This window comes from Desulfocicer vacuolatum DSM 3385 (assembly GCF_900176365.1).
In the GTDB taxonomy this organism is placed as follows: Bacteria; Desulfobacterota; Desulfobacteria; order Desulfobacterales; family Desulfobacteraceae; genus Desulfocicer; species Desulfocicer vacuolatum.
Genome location: NZ_FWXY01000010.1, coordinates 1 through 17,578 on the forward strand (window position 1 = coordinate 1; position 17,578 = coordinate 17,578).

Annotated in this window: 13 protein-coding genes; 11 read left to right on the forward strand and 2 right to left on the reverse strand. The window is 46.2% G+C overall.

The genetic code is table 11. The annotated features are described in order from the left end of the window. From B9A32_RS10325 to B9A32_RS10360, 8 genes are all read left to right on the forward strand, one after another. Window positions 1-948: IS1380 family transposase (locus tag B9A32_RS10325; protein WP_139795786.1), on the forward strand; the 948-nt coding region annotated here is incomplete at its 5' end. Window positions 949-1,378: 430 nt separating this feature from the next. After that, window positions 1,379-3,022 (forward strand): ABC transporter substrate-binding protein, encoded by a 1,644-nt coding sequence (locus B9A32_RS10330; protein ID WP_170923786.1) that lies wholly within the window; start codon window positions 1,379-1,381, stop codon window positions 3,020-3,022. Next, window positions 3,022-4,467 carry an ATP-binding protein gene (locus tag B9A32_RS10335; RefSeq protein WP_084069146.1) on the forward strand — a complete coding sequence of 482 codons (1,446 nt, stop codon included), beginning with the start codon at window positions 3,022-3,024 and terminating at the stop codon, window positions 4,465-4,467. Before B9A32_RS10330 ends, B9A32_RS10335 begins: the two co-directional genes overlap by 1 nt. Further along, on the forward strand, window positions 4,454-5,110 hold the full coding sequence (locus B9A32_RS10340) for a response regulator (RefSeq protein WP_084069147.1): 657 nt from the start codon (window positions 4,454-4,456) through the stop codon (window positions 5,108-5,110). The genes B9A32_RS10335 and B9A32_RS10340 overlap by 14 nt, the downstream gene beginning before the upstream one ends. A gap of 402 nt (window positions 5,111-5,512) precedes the next feature. Further along, a complete protein-coding gene (locus tag B9A32_RS10345) occupies window positions 5,513-6,484 on the forward strand; it encodes a TAXI family TRAP transporter solute-binding subunit (protein WP_084069149.1) in 972 nt (323 codons plus the stop codon). Between the two features lies 1 nt (window position 6,485). Further along, complete coding sequence (locus tag B9A32_RS10350; RefSeq protein ID WP_084069151.1) at window positions 6,486-7,019, forward strand: DUF1850 domain-containing protein; 534 nt, start codon at window positions 6,486-6,488, stop codon at window positions 7,017-7,019. After that, entirely contained in the window at window positions 7,016-9,277 is a 2,262-nt protein-coding gene (locus B9A32_RS10355) for a TRAP transporter permease (RefSeq protein WP_212637891.1), read from the forward strand. The genes B9A32_RS10350 and B9A32_RS10355 overlap by 4 nt, the downstream gene beginning before the upstream one ends. A gap of 816 nt (window positions 9,278-10,093) precedes the next feature. After that, window positions 10,094-11,470: an acetyl-CoA hydrolase/transferase family protein gene (locus B9A32_RS10360; protein ID WP_084069153.1), complete on the forward strand. Its 1,377-nt coding sequence runs from the start codon at window positions 10,094-10,096 to the stop codon at window positions 11,468-11,470. Here B9A32_RS10360 and B9A32_RS22355 read toward each other — a convergent pair. After that, entirely contained in the window at window positions 11,454-11,582 is a 129-nt protein-coding gene (locus B9A32_RS22355) for a hypothetical protein (RefSeq protein WP_269749017.1), read from the reverse strand. The two genes, B9A32_RS10360 and B9A32_RS22355, sit on opposite strands and share 17 nt — an antisense overlap. Before the next feature lie 256 nt (window positions 11,583-11,838). Here B9A32_RS22355 and B9A32_RS10365 point away from each other — a divergent pair, with 256 nt between their 5' ends. Continuing rightward, a complete protein-coding gene (locus tag B9A32_RS10365) occupies window positions 11,839-13,641 on the forward strand; it encodes an acyl-CoA dehydrogenase (protein ID WP_084069155.1) in 1,803 nt (600 codons plus the stop codon). Between the two features lie 338 nt (window positions 13,642-13,979). After that, window positions 13,980-15,785 carry a sigma 54-interacting transcriptional regulator gene (locus B9A32_RS10370; RefSeq protein WP_232367119.1) on the forward strand — a complete coding sequence of 602 codons (1,806 nt, stop codon included), beginning with the start codon at window positions 13,980-13,982 and terminating at the stop codon, window positions 15,783-15,785. 49 nt (window positions 15,786-15,834) lie between these two features. Here B9A32_RS10370 and B9A32_RS10375 read toward each other — a convergent pair whose 3' ends face one another. Continuing rightward, a complete protein-coding gene (locus B9A32_RS10375; protein ID WP_084069369.1) occupies window positions 15,835-16,656 on the reverse strand; it encodes a Rossmann-like domain-containing protein in 822 nt (273 codons plus the stop codon). Between the two features lie 198 nt (window positions 16,657-16,854). Between B9A32_RS10375 and B9A32_RS10380 the strand changes: the two genes are divergently transcribed. Then, window positions 16,855-17,508: a TetR/AcrR family transcriptional regulator gene (locus B9A32_RS10380; protein WP_170923788.1), complete on the forward strand. Its 654-nt coding sequence runs from the start codon at window positions 16,855-16,857 to the stop codon at window positions 17,506-17,508. Window positions 17,509-17,578 lie beyond the last annotated feature (70 nt).

A 17,578-nucleotide genomic window follows, 5' to 3' on the forward strand; every position in this document is an offset into this window, starting at 1 on the left:
GGGATGGATATTTCTTATAAAGGGATATGGGGCTATGCTCCTTTGATTGTCTCATTGAATAGAACCCGCGAACCCCTTTACATTGTCAATCGATCAGGAAATGCGCCATCTCACCTTGGATCAGCCCACTGGATTGATAAAAGCCTTGACCTTGTTTGCCCTGATTTTGAAAAAGTGATACTGCGCGGGGATACAGATTTTAGCCTGACCGGCAATTTTGACAGATGGGATGAAAGGTGCACCTTTATCTTTGGTATGGATGCCAAAAAGAATTTGATAAAAAAAGCCTGTGATATCTCAGAAACAGAATGGCAGTTGTTCAATAAACCTCAGCGGGTGATAAAGACTCAGGAACGTGAAAAACCGGAAAACATAAAGGCCCAGGTAGTAAAAAATAGAAAATTTAAAAATCTTCAGACCGAATGCGAATTTTTTGCTGAATTTGAGTATCAGCCGGGAAAATGCCAGAAATCATATCGAATGATCGCTATCAGAAAAATAATCAATGTCTCAAAAGGAGAGGAACAACTTTTTGATGATTGTCGATTTTTTTTCTATATCACCAATGACCAGGTCAAAAGTACGGAATCATTGATTCATCTTTATCGGGATCGGGCAAACCATGAAAACGACATTGAACAGTTGAAGAATGGAGTTCAAGCCCTGAAAGCGCCTTCAAACACACTGAATTCCAATTGGGCCTATATGGTCATAGCCGCCTTGGCATGGGATCTCAAAGCATGGTATGGAATGTTGATGCCTTACCGGGTTCTGGGGAATCAGATTATGAAAATGGAATTTAAGCGATTCATCCGTACCTTTATTAATATCCCATGTCTGATTATCAAAAAATCCAGAAAAATTATATATCGGGTTGTCGGCTATAACGATCAAGTGAAACATGTTTTCAATTTCCTTTTCCTTTTGAAAAAATTTGAATTTTCATAATCAAGGGATAAACGGACAGCCATTTCAAATGGGTTGAAATGGTGAGTCATAACCCAATCATAGCAAAAGGAAGGCTCCAAGTGATCATAGCTAAAAATTGTAACACAAATATTTCTCAGGAAGAGTTGCGCCCTTTTTTTTCTTATTTTTTTCAATTATGCTACAAAGGTATCCTTTTAAGAATATCGAAGCTGTCCGCGATCGAACTTTAATGAACACGCTTGTTTTAGGGCTAAGGCAGAGCCGCCCCTCCGATGGGCAATAGGAACCGGACAATTGAGCTGTCTACAGTTTCGGTCCGGGACCATTGCCCATCGGGGGGGCGGCGGTATAATACCATTTGGCTCCGCGTCTACGACCCTATATTTGTTGTGTCCGCCAGGACATGTGGGTTATATTTAATTATGATATTTTGACTCGGGAGATGTCATTGAAACATTGTTTTAGGCTCACACTTTTCCTGCTGCTTTTTTTACATCCGTGCATGTGCTCTGGAAACGAAAAAGCTTCCCAGACGGCAAAAAATCTGCACCCCCCAGGTCATGCCCTCCCTGTGCCCCCTGTCCTGCGCATGGGAATCCATGTTTCAAAATTTAATACCCTGGACCCCCACAAGGCAGCTTCCACCAGTGATCGAATTCTGGCGGACATGATGTACAACGGGCTCATTCGTTTTAAACCGGGCAACTCCCGACAGATGGAACCGGATCTGGCCGTGGAAATTCCAGAACCCGTCATGGTCAGGGGCAAACAGACCTGGACCTTTCAATTGAAAAAAAACATTTTTTTCCAGCAATTTCCCGGCGAAACAGCGGAAAAAGTCACGGCCCTTGATGTGTGCAAATCCTTTATCAAAGCTGCTGATCCCCAACGATCTGCCTATGCCGGTGGCTATGAAGGTATTTCCGTGACGGTCACCGGCCCCCATACCCTTAAATTCACAGTGGATCCCCCCCAGTCTCCATTGCTTTTTCTTCCCAAGGTGATTAATTATGCCGGGGGATTCATTGTAAAGGAGACCGTTGATGAAAAGGGCATGCTGCGCCTTAAGGGAACCGGTCCCTTCTACTTTATCAATGAACCGGATGAGACCCATCTCCTGCTGCGTGCCCATGATACCTATTTCCGGGGAAAGCCCCTTCTGGAGGGCGTGGATATTCATTTTTTCCCCGATGCGGATCACCGTTTATCAACCATTGTGGACAAAAAAATGGATATTATTGTGGGAGAGGTCAATGCCAGATGGCTCCAGCGAATCAAGGACAAAAAGGATCTCAGGCTGGACAGTTTTGGGGTGTCGGAAACCGTGAATATCTATTTCAATACCCAGAACACCCCTTTTTCCGACATCCGGGTAAGAAAAGCTGTGGCCTATGCCGTGGACCGTGATCGATTTTTAACCCTTTTTGGACCGGGACTGGTTCACCCTGTATTTTCCCCCATTCCCCCATATATGCCCGGGGGATTAAAGGAAAAAGAGATAAAAGCATTGGGACTGGATTATAAAACTGACATTGATAAAGCCAGACAATTGATGGCCAAAGCAGGCTTAAAAGAGGGATTCAGCATAGATGCGGTGATGTCCGAGGTGGGGTCTTTTTCCAATAATTATAATACCCTTAAAGCACAACTTGCTGCCATTAACATCACCATGAACCTGCACCTTGTGGATCATGCCGTCATGTATCGCCTCATCCGCCATGATTTTAATCCCATTGTGATTTACAAAGCCTTTCGACCCAACACCGACGAACTTTTAAGCCGATTTTTCCATTCCAGCGCTGCCATATCGTCAGGAAAAAGCCCTGCCACTAATTTCAGCCATTACAACGGCATTGATCAACTCATTGAAAAAGCCCGGCAGGAACGCATCACCTCCCGGCAGATCAAACTGTGGGAATATGCCCAAATCAAGCTTCTGGAGGATATGGTGGTTTACCCCCTTCACCATAAAAATCAGATTTTTGTTCGCTGGAACACCGTGGATTACGGTCATCCCATTGTGTCCACCATGGCCCTTTATCCCCAATTCACAGAATTGACAACCCTTCATTCCCGGGAAAACATTGATTAATGAAAATTCATCATAAATTATTGGGGGTCACCCTGCCCATTGCCCTTGTTGCCCTTCTCATGGGTTCCTATGCCACATTTCATCTTTCCCGGCAGGCCCTGCACCAAATTGCCCAACGCTGGCTGGAAACCCGTCTGGATGAGGCCATTTCAGTTATCCATCGCCAGGAGACATTTTTGAGAATGTACGGCATCACCAACATCCACGCCGGAACCCACAAGGCCCAATACGATGCCAGGCAGGAGGTGTCTGCCATCCAGATCGGCGAACGCGGTTATGTTTATATTCTTGATCTTAAGGGAAAACTTCTGTTCCATCCCAATGCCGAACTCATTGGCAGCTCCATGGAGCAGACCCCGTGGTTTTCCCTTATTCAACAACAAAAAAAAGGAAAACTCAACTATACCTGGCAGGGGGAAAAACATCTGGCAATGTTTGACTTTTTTGAGCCCTGGGGATGGTTTATCGTGGCAACAGATCCATACAATGAAATTTATGGATCACTGAATAAAACAAGGGACTATCTTCTGAGCATGGCCCTGTGGGGGTCCATACTGATTTCTCTTTTCATCATTGTCATGACGCGAAATATTTTCAACCCCCTGCAACTCCTTGTAAAGGGCGCGGAAATGGTGAAAAAGGGAGAACTTGACATTGAAATTCCCGTTAAAAGCAATGATGAGATGGGCAATCTCACCCGGATTTTCAATGCCATGGCCCAGGAGTTAAAAAAAAACCTGGAAACCCTTCAATCATCGGAGCAGCAACTCCATTACCTGAATTCGCAACTGCTCACGGCCCAGGAGGATGAACGAAAAAGAATATCCACGGAACTCCATGACGAGGTGGGACAGTCCCTCACTGTGATGAAGCTGAAAATGATCATGATGGAAGAGGGATTAGCCCCGGAAAATCATGCCATAAAAAAAGAGTACGAGGAGATGGTTCAATACATTGACATGACCATTGAAAATGTCAGGCGTCTTTGCCGGGATCTGACCCCCACGGTGATCACTGATCTTGGCCTGGCAGCAGCGCTGATGTGGCTCATTGAAAACATGGAGCACCATTTTGATATTTCCGCAGACATTGACCTTAGCAATGTGGATGAGATACTATCCCTGGAGCGACAGCTTCTGGTGTATCGCATTTTCCAGGAATCACTGTCCAACGCAATGAAACATGCCCGGGCCACCCGGCTTGAACTTGCGGCCACCCAGTCCCGGCACCAATTGATCTTTTCCATTAAAGACAACGGTAAAGGGTTTGACATGGGCCGGGTGCGATGCAGAAACTTTGAAGAGCGGGGCCTGGGCCTTGCCACCATGCAGGAGCGGGCACGCATGCTGGGGGGCAACATGGAAATAGAAACCCGTCCCGGATACGGAACCCGATTGCAATTTACCGTACCTGTTGATAAAGGAAGTAAACATGGAAACCTATAACATCATATTGGCCGACGACCACAAACTGCTGCGCCACGGCATCAAGCAGATCATTGAAAAAAACAAAGCAATCAAGGTCATTGCCGAGGCCGGTGACGGACTGGAACTTTTAAAACTGCTGGCCACCCATAGCCCGGACATGATTGTTCTGGACATTGCCATGCCAAAGCTGCGGGGCATTGAGGCGGCCATTGAGATTAAAATGCTCCATCCCCACATCAAAATTCTCATCCTTTCCATGCACAAAAGCCTTCAATATCTTCACCATGCCCTGTCCGCCGGGGTGGACGGGTATCTGTTAAAGGAGGATGCCCCCCGGGAGCTTTCTTCGGCCATTGACACCATCCGCAACAATGACACCTATATTTCGCCTTTAATGAGTAAAGAGCTTAACAATGACATTGCCCAATCCTACCGCACAGGCAAATCATCCACCCCTTTTGAGCCTTTGACCCTGCGGGAGCGGGAAGTGCTTAAACTGATCTCAGAAGAAAAATCCAACAAGGATATTGCTGAACTTTTGAACATAAGCCTGGCCACGGTGAAGCACCACCGGGCCGCCATTAAAAAAAAACTGAATATAAGAAAAACTGCCGGGCTGGTTAAATATGCCATTCGAAAAGGGCTTACCACTCCGGGATAAAGAATGGTCACTTGTGACCATGCCGCTTTACACACAAATGCCCCCACATCTTTTATCCTTTTAGTGAATTTACAATGAACACCCAATTCATGTAATTTGCATGAAAGGATCAGAGCAGAAGATCCGGCCACACCTTTGTGGTCTGGAAACGTGGGAGACTTCCCACCCCATATTTTTCGTAATGGCGTTACGATATGTTTAATAAAATTTGAGTGTACCTTTTTTCGAGTACCCCACTGATCCAGCTATATTTTATATGGGCATATGGTTCCATGCGGTGAAACAAAACCCGGGAACACGGAGGTACCTCTCCCAAAAATAAGACAGAAAGTTGACATACAACCAAGTATGATTTTGCAGTTAACCCTTAATTACCCCTTAGTAAACAGGAGAACTTTTAGTATGAAAAAAATCAGTCTCATCATCTGCACACTGTTCTGCATGACCCTTTTGACCTCTGCAACTGCTTTTTCCGCAGGTCGAATCTTTTTTGGCATCGCCACCGGCGGCACCGGCGGTACCTACTACCCCCTGGGCGGCATGCTGGCCCAGATGATCTCCAACAAAGTGGTTATCGGCGATAAAAAACTGTCTGCCACCGCAGAAACCGGCAATGCTTCCGTTGCCAATGCCACATTGTTAAGCCGTGGCGGCATTGAATCTGCTTTTGTGGCTGCGGATATTCTGGATGCCGCTTATAAAGGTATCAAACAATTTGAAGGCAAAGACCTTAAAAACATCCGTGCACTGGGTGCTCTTTATCCCGAAGCCGTTCAGATTGTTGTACGCAGCAACTCCGGTATCAACAGTTTTGCAGACATCAAGGGTCACTCTGTCTCTTCCGGTTCTCCCGGTTCCGGTCAGTGGCAGCTTTTGGGCGATCTCATGGTGGCCCATGGAATGGATCGTAAATCCCTTGCCGAAGATTATTCCTCCTTTTCACAGTCCGTTGAAAAAATCAAAGACGGTAACCTGGATGCCTCTTTAATCACCGCCGGTACCCCCACAGCTTCCATCATGGAACTTGCCAATTACCATGACATCAAAATTATACCCCTCACCGGTGCCCCCATCAAAGAGCTGCAAAAGGTTCAGCCTTACTACGCTGACACTATTCTTCCGGCCAATACGTACAAAGGCCAGACTGAAGATGTGAAAACCATTGCCGTTCGTGCCATCTGGGCCACCCATGCAGACCTTGATGATGCCACTGCCTACAATGTGGTCAAAGCATTGTATGAAAACACAGATACCCTTGCCAAGGTTCATGTAAAAGGAAAAGAGATCTCTTTGGAAACCGCCCTGGAATCAGTATCTGTTCCCCTGCATCCCGGTGCTGAAAAATACTATCGGGAAAAAGGGCTGATCAAATAAGATGAAGTCCATGTTTACAGGCGCCTTTGTGAAAACAGCCCTGCTTTTGCTGCTATTCATGACCAGCGCCTGTATTCCGTCATACACGGAAACCAACACCACCCACATGCCGGGGTATTGTCTGACCGTCAGACAATACCCCGGCATGGACATTCTGGCATCTTTCCCCCTGGAAAAAGAAACCCGATTTGCCCTGTCCTTTATTCATTCTGTTACGGTTACACCTGTGCGGGATAACTATGAGATAACCCCGGAAGGTATCTGTCAAACATCTGAAATTTTTGAATCCCATTGTGCAGGCCTGCCCTACAGTGACCGGGAAACCAATGCCACAAAATGGGAACAGAAAAACGGCAAATTCATCCTGCACATGGAACGAAAAATCCCCAGACTGGTAGTGCGCACGGATAAAAACTATAAAAACAGGCTGCACCTGTCAGGCCGGACCATAGATCTGAATCAATGGGAAGATCAGGCCTTGCTGCTGGACGTTACACCGGTTGATACACACTATAGAAGAGGAACACAATTATGACTGTGGATGTTAATAATCATCTAAAAAAAGAAGGACCGCCGCCGGTGGAAGAAGAGCGGCTCATGGATGCCTCGGATGTGGAGGCCATTGTAAAAAAATATGACGCAGAATCCAATTTCCGAAACCTTGGCGGTATCACAGCCAAAATAACCGGGGTTCTGTGTATTTTGTTGAGTCTTTTCCATGTCTATACGGCAGGCTTCGGTCTGCTCAATGAGGTGATCCACCGCACAGTGCATCTGACCTTTGTGCTGGGCCTGGTGTTCCTGGTATTTCCCCGGAGAAAACCTGGCAAACTTGTACATGATTGGGGCTTTGGCCTCAGTTTTGCCGCATTTTACCTTTTCCTTGCCTGGCAGCTCATCAACAGATTTGACGGGGACCTCTCCCCCCTGGCCCAGGGTGGCATATCACTGATGATCGGTTTTATTGCCCTCACAGCCCTTCCCCTGCGTCAGTTTAAGGGAGAAGGGGATGAACTGTCCTTTGCCGACTGGCCCCTGGCCATTGCCGCCGCAGGCATCTCCCTTTATCTCATTGTTTTTTTCAAACAGATATTCATCGTCAACATTGGCTTCCCCCAGATTGAAGAGTATGTCATGGGACTTCTGGCCATCATCATGGTCACCGAGGCCTGCCGCAGGGTCATGGGCAACACGCTTCCTGTTATTGGCGGTATTGCCATGCTGTACGGTCTTCTGGGGCCCTGGCTCCCCGGCGTGCTGGGCCACCGGGGATACGATATCGTTCGCATTGTGGAGCACCTCTACCTTGGCACAGAAGGTATCTATGGCGTGGCCGTGGGTGTTGTGGCCACTTATGTATTTCATTTTGTACTCTTTGGCGTCATGGCCCAGGCATCGGGTCTTGGGCAATTGTTCATTGATCTTGCCATGATTCTTGCCGGTAAATATGCCGGTGGACCTGCCAAGGTCTCTGTTGTTTCTTCGGGTTTCTTTGGCATGATTTCCGGTTCCCCCATTGCCAACACCGCCACCACAGGCTCCTTTACCATTCCCATGATGAAGAAAAACGGTTTTTCCCCGGAATTTGCATCAGCTGTGGAAGCATCCTCCTCCTGCGGTGGCCAAGTCACCCCCCCCATCATGGGTGCATCGGCCTTTGTCATGACGGAAATGCTGGGTATTCCCTACAATGAAATTATTCTCATTGCTATTATTCCGGCCCTGTTTCACTATCTTGCCTGTTTGAGCATGGTGCACATGGAAGCCAAACGTCTGGGCCTTAAAGGGATGGCAAAGGAACAGATCCCCCAGATACTCCAGGTTCTGAAACGCTCCTGGCACTTGATGATTCCCCTGACTGTCATGGTGACCCTTTTATTGATGCAGTTCACCCCCTATCTTGCCGCTTTCTGGGGCATCATTCTCACGGTGGTCTGTTCCTGGATTCCTCCACTTACCAAAAAAATGGGCTTTGGGGATCTGGACGACTCCAACACATTGACCCCCAGACGTATTGCCGACGGTCTGGACGAGGGTGCCCGGTATGCCCTTGCCATTGGAGCCGCCTGTGCCTGTGTGGGATTTATTCTGGGCATGATCACCCTGACCGGCATGGGATTTAAATTTTCCGGTGCAGTGCTGCAGATTGCCTCGTCCATGGGAGCTGCCCTTTCTTCCTGGGTACCCTTTGGTTTGATCACGGCCCATGGCTCCACCCTGTTCTTTGGTTTGATCATGGTGGCCATTGCCTGTATCGTCATGGGTGCCGGTATTCCCACCACGCCCTGTTATATCATCCTTGCTTCCATTGCCGGGCCTGCCCTTGACAACCTGGGGGTTCCCCTGGTGGCCACCCACTTTTTTGTCTTTTATTACGGGGTGCTGGCCGATGTAACACCGCCTGTGGCCCTGGCAGCCTATGCCGGTGCAGGCATTGGCGGGGCAGATCCCATGAGAACCGGGGTTACGGCCTTTCGCCTTTCCATGGGTAAGGCCCTGGTACCTTTCATGTTTGTCTATGCCCCAAGCATGCTGTTCATTAACTTTACCTGGATGGAATTTTCCCTGGCCATCATCAGTGGGGTCCTTGGGGTGATTGCCCTGTCTGCTGCCTACATCGGTCACTTCAGAAGTGAAATTACCTTCTGGGGAAAGACCATGCTCACTGTGGGGGGGCTCCTGCTGGTCTCCAGTGATGTAAAGGTTATTATTGTGGGTTCCATTATGGTTCTTACCGTGCTGATTCCCAAATTCATGAAAGCAGAATCCACAGCCGTCATGGAAACAGCTTAAAACATGGTGCAATGTCAAATTGCGATTTCAGAACAACTGATTTTATTTAAATAGAACAAAACGGCAATGCTCAGATTCAGGATGATGCATCATCCTGAATCTGAGTTTAATTGTGCAATGATTGATTCAGCACAAACATGCCGGAACAACCCAGGTAAAACAAAATGGGCCATAATCTGAAAATTCAGATCATGGCCCATTGATATTTTGGCATCGGCCAAAGGAACTGTATGATCAATGATCATTTTTTTTTATTCTAACGGATAAGGCAGATCTTAAAATATGATCAAACAGACAGATGCTGAATCCAAATTCAATCTAATCAATTTAAATTATAGATTTTTTTTTATTTTAAAACAAATTGATTTAAAAATTAACAAGGGCATGCCCAGGCTCGGAATATAAATTTCAATTTCGTGGCTGTTTCAGCACAAAACGTGGCACAATCACCACATAGAGCTATAAAGCCAATATTATCAACAACTTGCTATCACACACCTTTTCAAGGGTGGCGATTTGACCACATTCCATGTTTTCATTCTTTCTGAACAAAATTCATACAATAAAATTATTATATCAAAAAAAAGACTGAAAATAAAATACCTTATGATTTTTTTTTATTTCATGGCATTCCCATTGCAATAGACAGTAAGAGAAAGAGACACCCGTCTGACCATAAAAACAAAGCATCCTTATTATGCTTGCTATGCAAAATTAGAAACAAGAGATTGATTCGCAAAGTGTGATGAACCCAACGGCGATCCACCGGAATCAGCAGAATAAAATAACGCCATCGCAATAGGAGAACTTATCGTAATGAATTTTTCATCAAAAATTTCCAGGGAATATCAGAGCAAACTAACAAATGCTGAAAATGCAGTTCAGGTGGTTAAATCCGGCGATTGGGTTGATTATGGTGCATTTGCTACCAATCCGGATCTATTGGATGCCGCATTGGCAAAACGGGTGGATGAACTCCAGGATGTTAAAGTAAGATCCGTGACATTTCCGGGAAAAGCCAAAGTCGCCACGGCGGACAAGGGCCAGGGGAGTTTCATCTATAACAACTGGCATTTCAGCAGTGGAGATCGTATTAACCATGACAATGGAAATGGCTATTACATTCCCTTTGTATACAACGAAGGGCCGTCCCATTATGAAGAGGAAGGAACCCTCCGCACCGATGTCTGCATGATGCGCACCACCCCCATGGATGCCTTTGGTAACTTTAATTTTGGTGTGGGAAATTCATTCCAAAGGGCTATCCTTGAAAATGCAAAGACCATTATTATTGAAACAAATAACACTCTGCCCCAGTGCCTGGGCGGCACTGGAGAATCCATTCATATCTCCGAAGTGGATTACGTCGTGGAGTCAGACAATAAACCTATTTTAACCCTCGGTGCCCCCCCCATCACTGAAATTGACGAAAAAATTGCAAATTATATTGTGTCAGAAATCCGCGATGGTGCCTGCATCCAACTCGGTATTGGTGGATTGCCCAATGCCGTGGGAAATTTAATTTCCCAATCTGATCTCAAAGATCTGGGGGTACACACAGAAATGCTGGCAGATTCCTATCTGCAAATGTTCAAAACGGGCAGGATCACCAATTTAAAGAAAACACTGGACCCGGGACGCATGGTATACACCTTTGCCCTGGGAAGCCAGGACCTTTATGATTTTATAGACAATAACCCCAAATGTGCCAGCTATTCCGTGGGATACACCAACAATCTGGCCAATATTTCAGCCAATGACAATGTGGTGTCCATTAACAATGCCATTGAAGTAGATCTTTATGGCCAGGTTTCTTCAGAATCTTCAGGTTTCCGTCACATCACCGGTACCGGAGGACAATTTGATTTTGCCTATGGGGCCTATCACTCCAAGGGAGGAAAATCCTTTATTTGTCTCTCTTCCACAGTAACCGGTAAAGATGGTGTGGTCAAATCCCGCATCAGGCCTATTTTTGATCCCGGCAGCATAGTTACATTGCCAAGGACCATAACCCAGTATGTGGTTACAGAATACGGCAAGGTCAACCTCAAGGGTAAATCCACCTGGGAAAGAGCCGAAGCCCTCATCAGCATTGCCCATCCCGATTTCAGGGATGAACTGATCCGGGAAGCCCAGGATATGAAAATCTGGGTCAACCGCAATCGCAAGGACTGTATCAACGCAGCAGCATAATTGCCACAGACAGATCCTGTTTTGATGTAAATCTTAATTCTGATCCGGCTTTGCCCAATCTGACAGACACAACGAATATTGAAATACGCCTCTGATTTTCGGAGTATTTCATATAAAACTCAACTTTCGGTGTTCGCATTTCGTGGTGGGGTCAGGCTTTCGTTATTGACATTATCGAGGCTTTTTTCGTTGGCAAAGGCCTTGGTCGATAACATCAATAACAAAAGCCTGACCCCGTCGGCACACTGACCCCATCGGTACATTTAAAAATGCCAGCTTTGAAATGAAGCCCGAAAGTTGAGATATAAAAAAAAACATTAAACTAACATACTAATATTCCAACGTTTTATGAGGAAGGAGCAAGTAATATGGCGCAACTAATCGCAGACAGAAGAGACATTGATTTTGTACTCCACGAACAACTGGAAGTTGAAAATTTAACAAAAGCGGAAAAATTCAGCGAATTTGGTAAAAAAACCATTGATCTCATCGTGTCTGAAGCCAGGAATCTGGCGGTGAAAGAGATGCTCCCCCTGCAGAAACCCAGCGACGAAGGATGTGAATTTAACAATGGCGAAGTAAAAGTTCCCGAAGGTTTTCACAAAGCCATGGAAGCTTACAACGAAGGCGAATGGCTTGCCATGACCGATGATCCCCAATGGGGTGGACAGGGCATGCCCAAAAGTGTGGGCATGGCAGCCAACGAATATTTTTACGGTGCCTGTAACTCTTTTATGCTGTACAATCTGTTGACCCACGGTGCAGCCAAGCTGGTAGAAACATTTGGTACTGACGCACAAAAAGAGACCTATCTTAAAAACATGCTTTCCGGAAAATGGGCAGGTACCATGCTGCTCACAGAGCCCGATGCCGGATCTGACCTGGCGGCTGTATCCACCATTGCAAAGGACAACGGCGACGGCACCTACTCCCTTGAAGGTAATAAAATATTTATTTCCGGCGGCGAGCACAACCTAACGGAAAATATTATCCATCCTGTGCTTGCAAGGCTGGAAGATGCGCCTGAAGGCATTAAAGGAATATCTCTGTTCCTGGCTCCCAAGTTTCTGGTAAATGAAGACGGCACCCCTGGGGAATTCAACAATGTGGTGTGCACCGGTATTGAAGAAAAAATGGGACTCCACGGCTCCTCCACCTGCTCCCTGGAACTGGGGGGAAAAGGTCAGTGCACCGCCACCTTGCTTGGAGAAAAAAACAAGGGCATGGCAGCCATGTTTCTGATGATGAACGAAGCCCGTCAGATGGTGGGTCTCCAGGGATTTGCCAATGCCTCGGCATCCTATCTCTATGCCGTGAATTATGCCAGGGAAAGGGTACAAAGCAAGGGGCTCACAGATCCTGTGGGTTCCAAGGCCATCTCCATCATTAATCATCCTGATGTGAAAAGACAATTGCTCATGATGAAATCCTGGGTGGAAGGTATCAGAAGCCTTATTTATTATGGTGGATTATGCCATGACCGCATTGCCATTTCATCGGATGATGCAGAAAAGAAACAGCTCTCCACATTGCTTGAGGTGTTAACGCCCATTATCAAAGGATATGTGACAGATAAAGCCTTTGAGGTATGTAACCACGGCATCCAGATTTATGGCGGTTATGGATTCATAGAAGAATTCCCCGTGGCCCAGCTGTTAAGGGATTCCAGAATTTTCATGCTCTATGAAGGCACCAACGGCATTCAGTCCATGGATCTCATGGGCCGTAAACTGACCATGTACAACGGAGAACCGTTTAAATATTTTCTGGAACAGGTTCAACGGGTGATCTCTGTATCCAAAACAGTGGATGAAGTGGCCCCCATGGCCGACAGCCTGGAAAGCTTTTTTGCAGAATACACAGAACTTGCCCAGCATCTTGCCCACATGCCCCAGTCGGGTAAAGTACTTGATGCCTTTGCTTTTTCCCATCCTTTCATGGAAGTAACAGGCGATCTTGTCATGGCATGGATGCTGCTGTGGCGGGCAGGTGTGGCAGCACCTAAAATCGGTAAAAAGAAAAAAGACACCGCCTTTTATCAGGGTCAGATTCAAACGGCCCGATTTTTTATCAACACTATTTTGCCCATCACCCGGGGACGTCTTGATGCCATCCGCAGGGGTGACGCCGTTGCCGCAGAAATGGAAGACGCGGCCTTTGGGGGAAAATAAAACCGGATAAATTTTCAACATCGGCTATGGGCAGGCCAAGGTCAAAATAAGGTCTGCCTGTGGCAGTTATAAATAAATGGGGGCAGATTTGCATTATTGGTATTGTGATCCCAAACTCATGGAAATCCTGGCAAACAACAATAATCCCAATAATGCAAATCCAGGCCCCCTACAAATTCGACCCTCATTTCCCATCCGCAATATATAGACCCACACACAAAAAAACAGAGCAACATATTGTGGATAAAATTTTACAGACTGACTTTTTACAGGGGCATCAACCTTAACTCTTGATTTTATAAAATGACGTGTTAATTATGTTAATTATGAATAAAGATTTGAAACATAACACCGCCCCTGAGCATGACCTGGAAGCATTTGTAAAAGCCCGGACAGAAGTCCTTCGTCAAGAAAAAGAGATGTATCGAAGTGTCTTTGAAAATACGGGCACAGGCACCATCATCATTGACAATGACATGCTCATCCTTTTTGCCAATGCCCAGTTTGCGGCCCTGACCGGGTATGAAAAAAGCGAAATTGAAAATGCCATGCGCTGGTCAGAATTTGTCATCCCCGAAGACAATAAAAAAATGCAGTATTACCACTATGGCCGCCGCAAGGGAAGCCCAGACATCCCCACTGAATATGAATGCCGCATCTTTAACAAAGATGGAGATATTAAAAATATCTACATGAAGGTGGGCATGATTCCCGGAACCACCCGCAGTATTGCCTCTTTCATGGACATCACCCAGCGAAAGGTGGCTGAAAAACGCTTAAGTGAAAGCGAATCCCAGCTCAAAAGTATTGTCAGTGCCTTTGAAGGTTTTATTTTTACCCTTTCCTGGGATTATAAAATCACATTCATGAACACCACTTTAACGGCCCGGGTGGGATATGATGCCATTGGTGAAAAATGCTATCGCGTGGTCCATGGCCTGAAATTTCCCTGCCCCTGGTGTCAATTAAAGGATGTCTTCATGGGGGAGGTATCCAAAAGAGAAGATAAAAGCCCCCGGGACGGGAGATGGTACTCTGTAATTCAATCCCCGAGTTACAGCCGGTTTGACAAAGTTTCCGGGGTCCAGACCATCATGATGGACATCACCGAGCGAAAACAGCAGGAAGAAAAAATAGCAGAACATGCCAATTACTATCGAAGTGAAAATAAAATACTTCGTTCTGTGATGAAAGACCGGTACCGTTTTGGGGAAATCATCGGAAAAAGTGCCCCCATGCAAAGCGTATATGACCTTATTTTAAGGGCTGCTGCCAGCGATGCCCATGTGATTATTACCGGTGAATCAGGCACAGGAAAAGAGCTGGTTGCCAGCGCCATACATAAATTAAGTTCCCGTTCCAAGCATAAATTTGTTCCAGTCAATTGCGGTGCCATCAGTGAAAATATCATAGAAAGTGAGTTTTTCGGATACCGCAAAGGTGCATTCACAGGCGCAGACAAGGATAAAAACGGATTTCTGGACACAGCAGACAAAGGCACTTTGTTTCTGGATGAAATCGGGGACATTGGCCTTAACATACAGGTTAAACTGTTAAGAAGTATTGAAGGCGGCGGATTTACCCCGGTGGGGGGCAATGAGTTGAAAAAACCGGACCTTCGCATTGTGGCGGCCACCAACAAAAATCTTAAGAACCTGGTAAAAGAAGGCCTTATGAGAGAGGATTTTTTTTACAGAATTAATATCATCCCCATTAAGCTGCCTCCATTAAGGGAACGGAAAGAAGATCTGCCCCTGTTGATTCGCCATTTTCTATCAAAATATGATAAAAATCTGATCCCCCCCATGGACAAACATGTCATGGATGCCTTTATCAACCACAACTGGCCGGGCAATGTCAGAGAACTGCAAAATACCCTGGATCGGTATGTGACTTTAAATGAATGTGAATTTCTTGATACCTTTGCAGAGCCGGAACCCCATGGGGATGAGAGTTTACATCCCCAGGACATGGAAGCCGGACCGGGGGATAAAAATTTAAATGAAATTCTGGCCACAGTGGAAAAACGCATCATCACCAAGGCCCTGGAAGATAACAGATGGCTGAAATCCAAAACCGCTGCCTGCCTTGGCATCCACAGAAAGACCCTGTTCACTAAAATGAAAAAACACCGTTTGGAATAAATAAAGCTCATAACGCTTAATCGTTAAAAACCTGTCCCTGACAAAAAGATCACACAACAGACCTGTATGTGCTTTTCTGAAAACAAACCTTTTCAGTGGCATCCCCCCATTTTTTACCCTGCTCCAGCAGCTGAAAAAACAGCTCACTGTCTTTTACCACACGTCCCCCCACCACATCCACCCCCCGGGCAAACACAGGATCAGGAAAATAGCCTGCCGTGGGTCCCACAATGGAGACAAATGCCCCGGGATCACAATGTGTCATGATATTATCCAAAGAATTGTTTAATATGGTGGTACTTGTGCAGAGTACTTTATTGCATGTTTTCAACTCTCTGGGGTCCAGAGTGATGTTCAAACGGGGGAATTTTTCCTTTAATTCCGGTTTTTTTTCCAGAATCACAAGATCGGCCCCTGTTTTTTTAATGGCCCCCATGAGCGGCATGAAAAGCCCCACCATACCGATGCGATCCCCGGCACAAAGATTCAAAAGCCCCAGAGAATCACTGGTGCTGTCCACTTCAACCCCCATCTTCACCATGGCAAAATGAGAAATGGCATTGATGGCAGCCAGGCTGATCATCTCTTTAACCGGATCATCAGAGCCAAACTCCAGGGCAAAGGCAACAGGGTCTTTACCGATGAATTGGTCCGGATGCAGTTTATTATATAAATCAGCCCCCGTTGCATCCCCAATCAACACAAAGCTGATACCTGCTGCCCCCTGCCCAAGCCCCATGGCCATGAACTCGGCGTTTCTGGGTTGCCCGCCCCGGTACAGGGGAGGAAAAAACATTTTGTCAATGGGCGGAACGGAAAACCGATCTGCCAGGGTTGTTATAATTTTTCGAAATTCATCTTTCATAGCCATTATATTATCTCCCAACTCCACATAAATTATGATTCTTCCGCAGCGCCTTAGGCAGCCCTGCTCTGTTTGTTTTGTGTTATCGATCATTTCTCTGACAAAGTCAATTCTTGCAACTCAAAATTATTCGCTTGACTAAATTTAATCAATCGTATAGATTTCATAGTGATAATGAATCACATTCACCGGCCAAGGAGCAATATGGGTACCTACGCGAGCAGTAAACAGACCAGAGAACTCTTAATCAATGCAGCAGGAGAACTGGTGGCACAGCTGGGGTTCAGCAATGTTTCCACCAGAGCCGTTGCTGATAAAGCAGAACAGAACATCGGCAGCATCCATTACCATTTCAAATCAAAGGACAACTTGTTCCAGGCCATGATCAAAAGCGCCACCCAGCCGGTTCGAAACAATCCCCTGGCCGGTATTATCAAGGCCCATGAAAAGGACTTGGACTCCCCGGAGGGGCAGTCAAGGATGCTGCGCCGCATCATCCATTCCAAGATCAAAGAAATTTTTAACTCCCAAAGACCCTGGTGGCATAACAAAGTTATTTATCAAGTCCTCCGGGCCGAGGAAAATCTCTTGAAAATCATGCGGGATGAGGTGATCAAGCCGGAACTGGCAGCCCTGGAAAAATTGTTTTTATCCATTGATCCCACCATGGACAAAGACGACGCTTTTGTGCAGACAGTTCTCACCATGTCCCCCATCATCTACCACGCTGAAAATGCAGAAAATATTTTAAAATTCATGGGTAAAAAAATCTATGCAGACCATTATCTTCAAAAACTTGAGGATAAAATCGTACGTCAGAACCAGCTGCTTCTGGGATTGCCCCCGGATGGACAATAACGGAAGTGGGGTCGGCCTGCCAATGATTACGGGTGCCCCAATTATGACCAAGCTCGATAATGCAATGGCA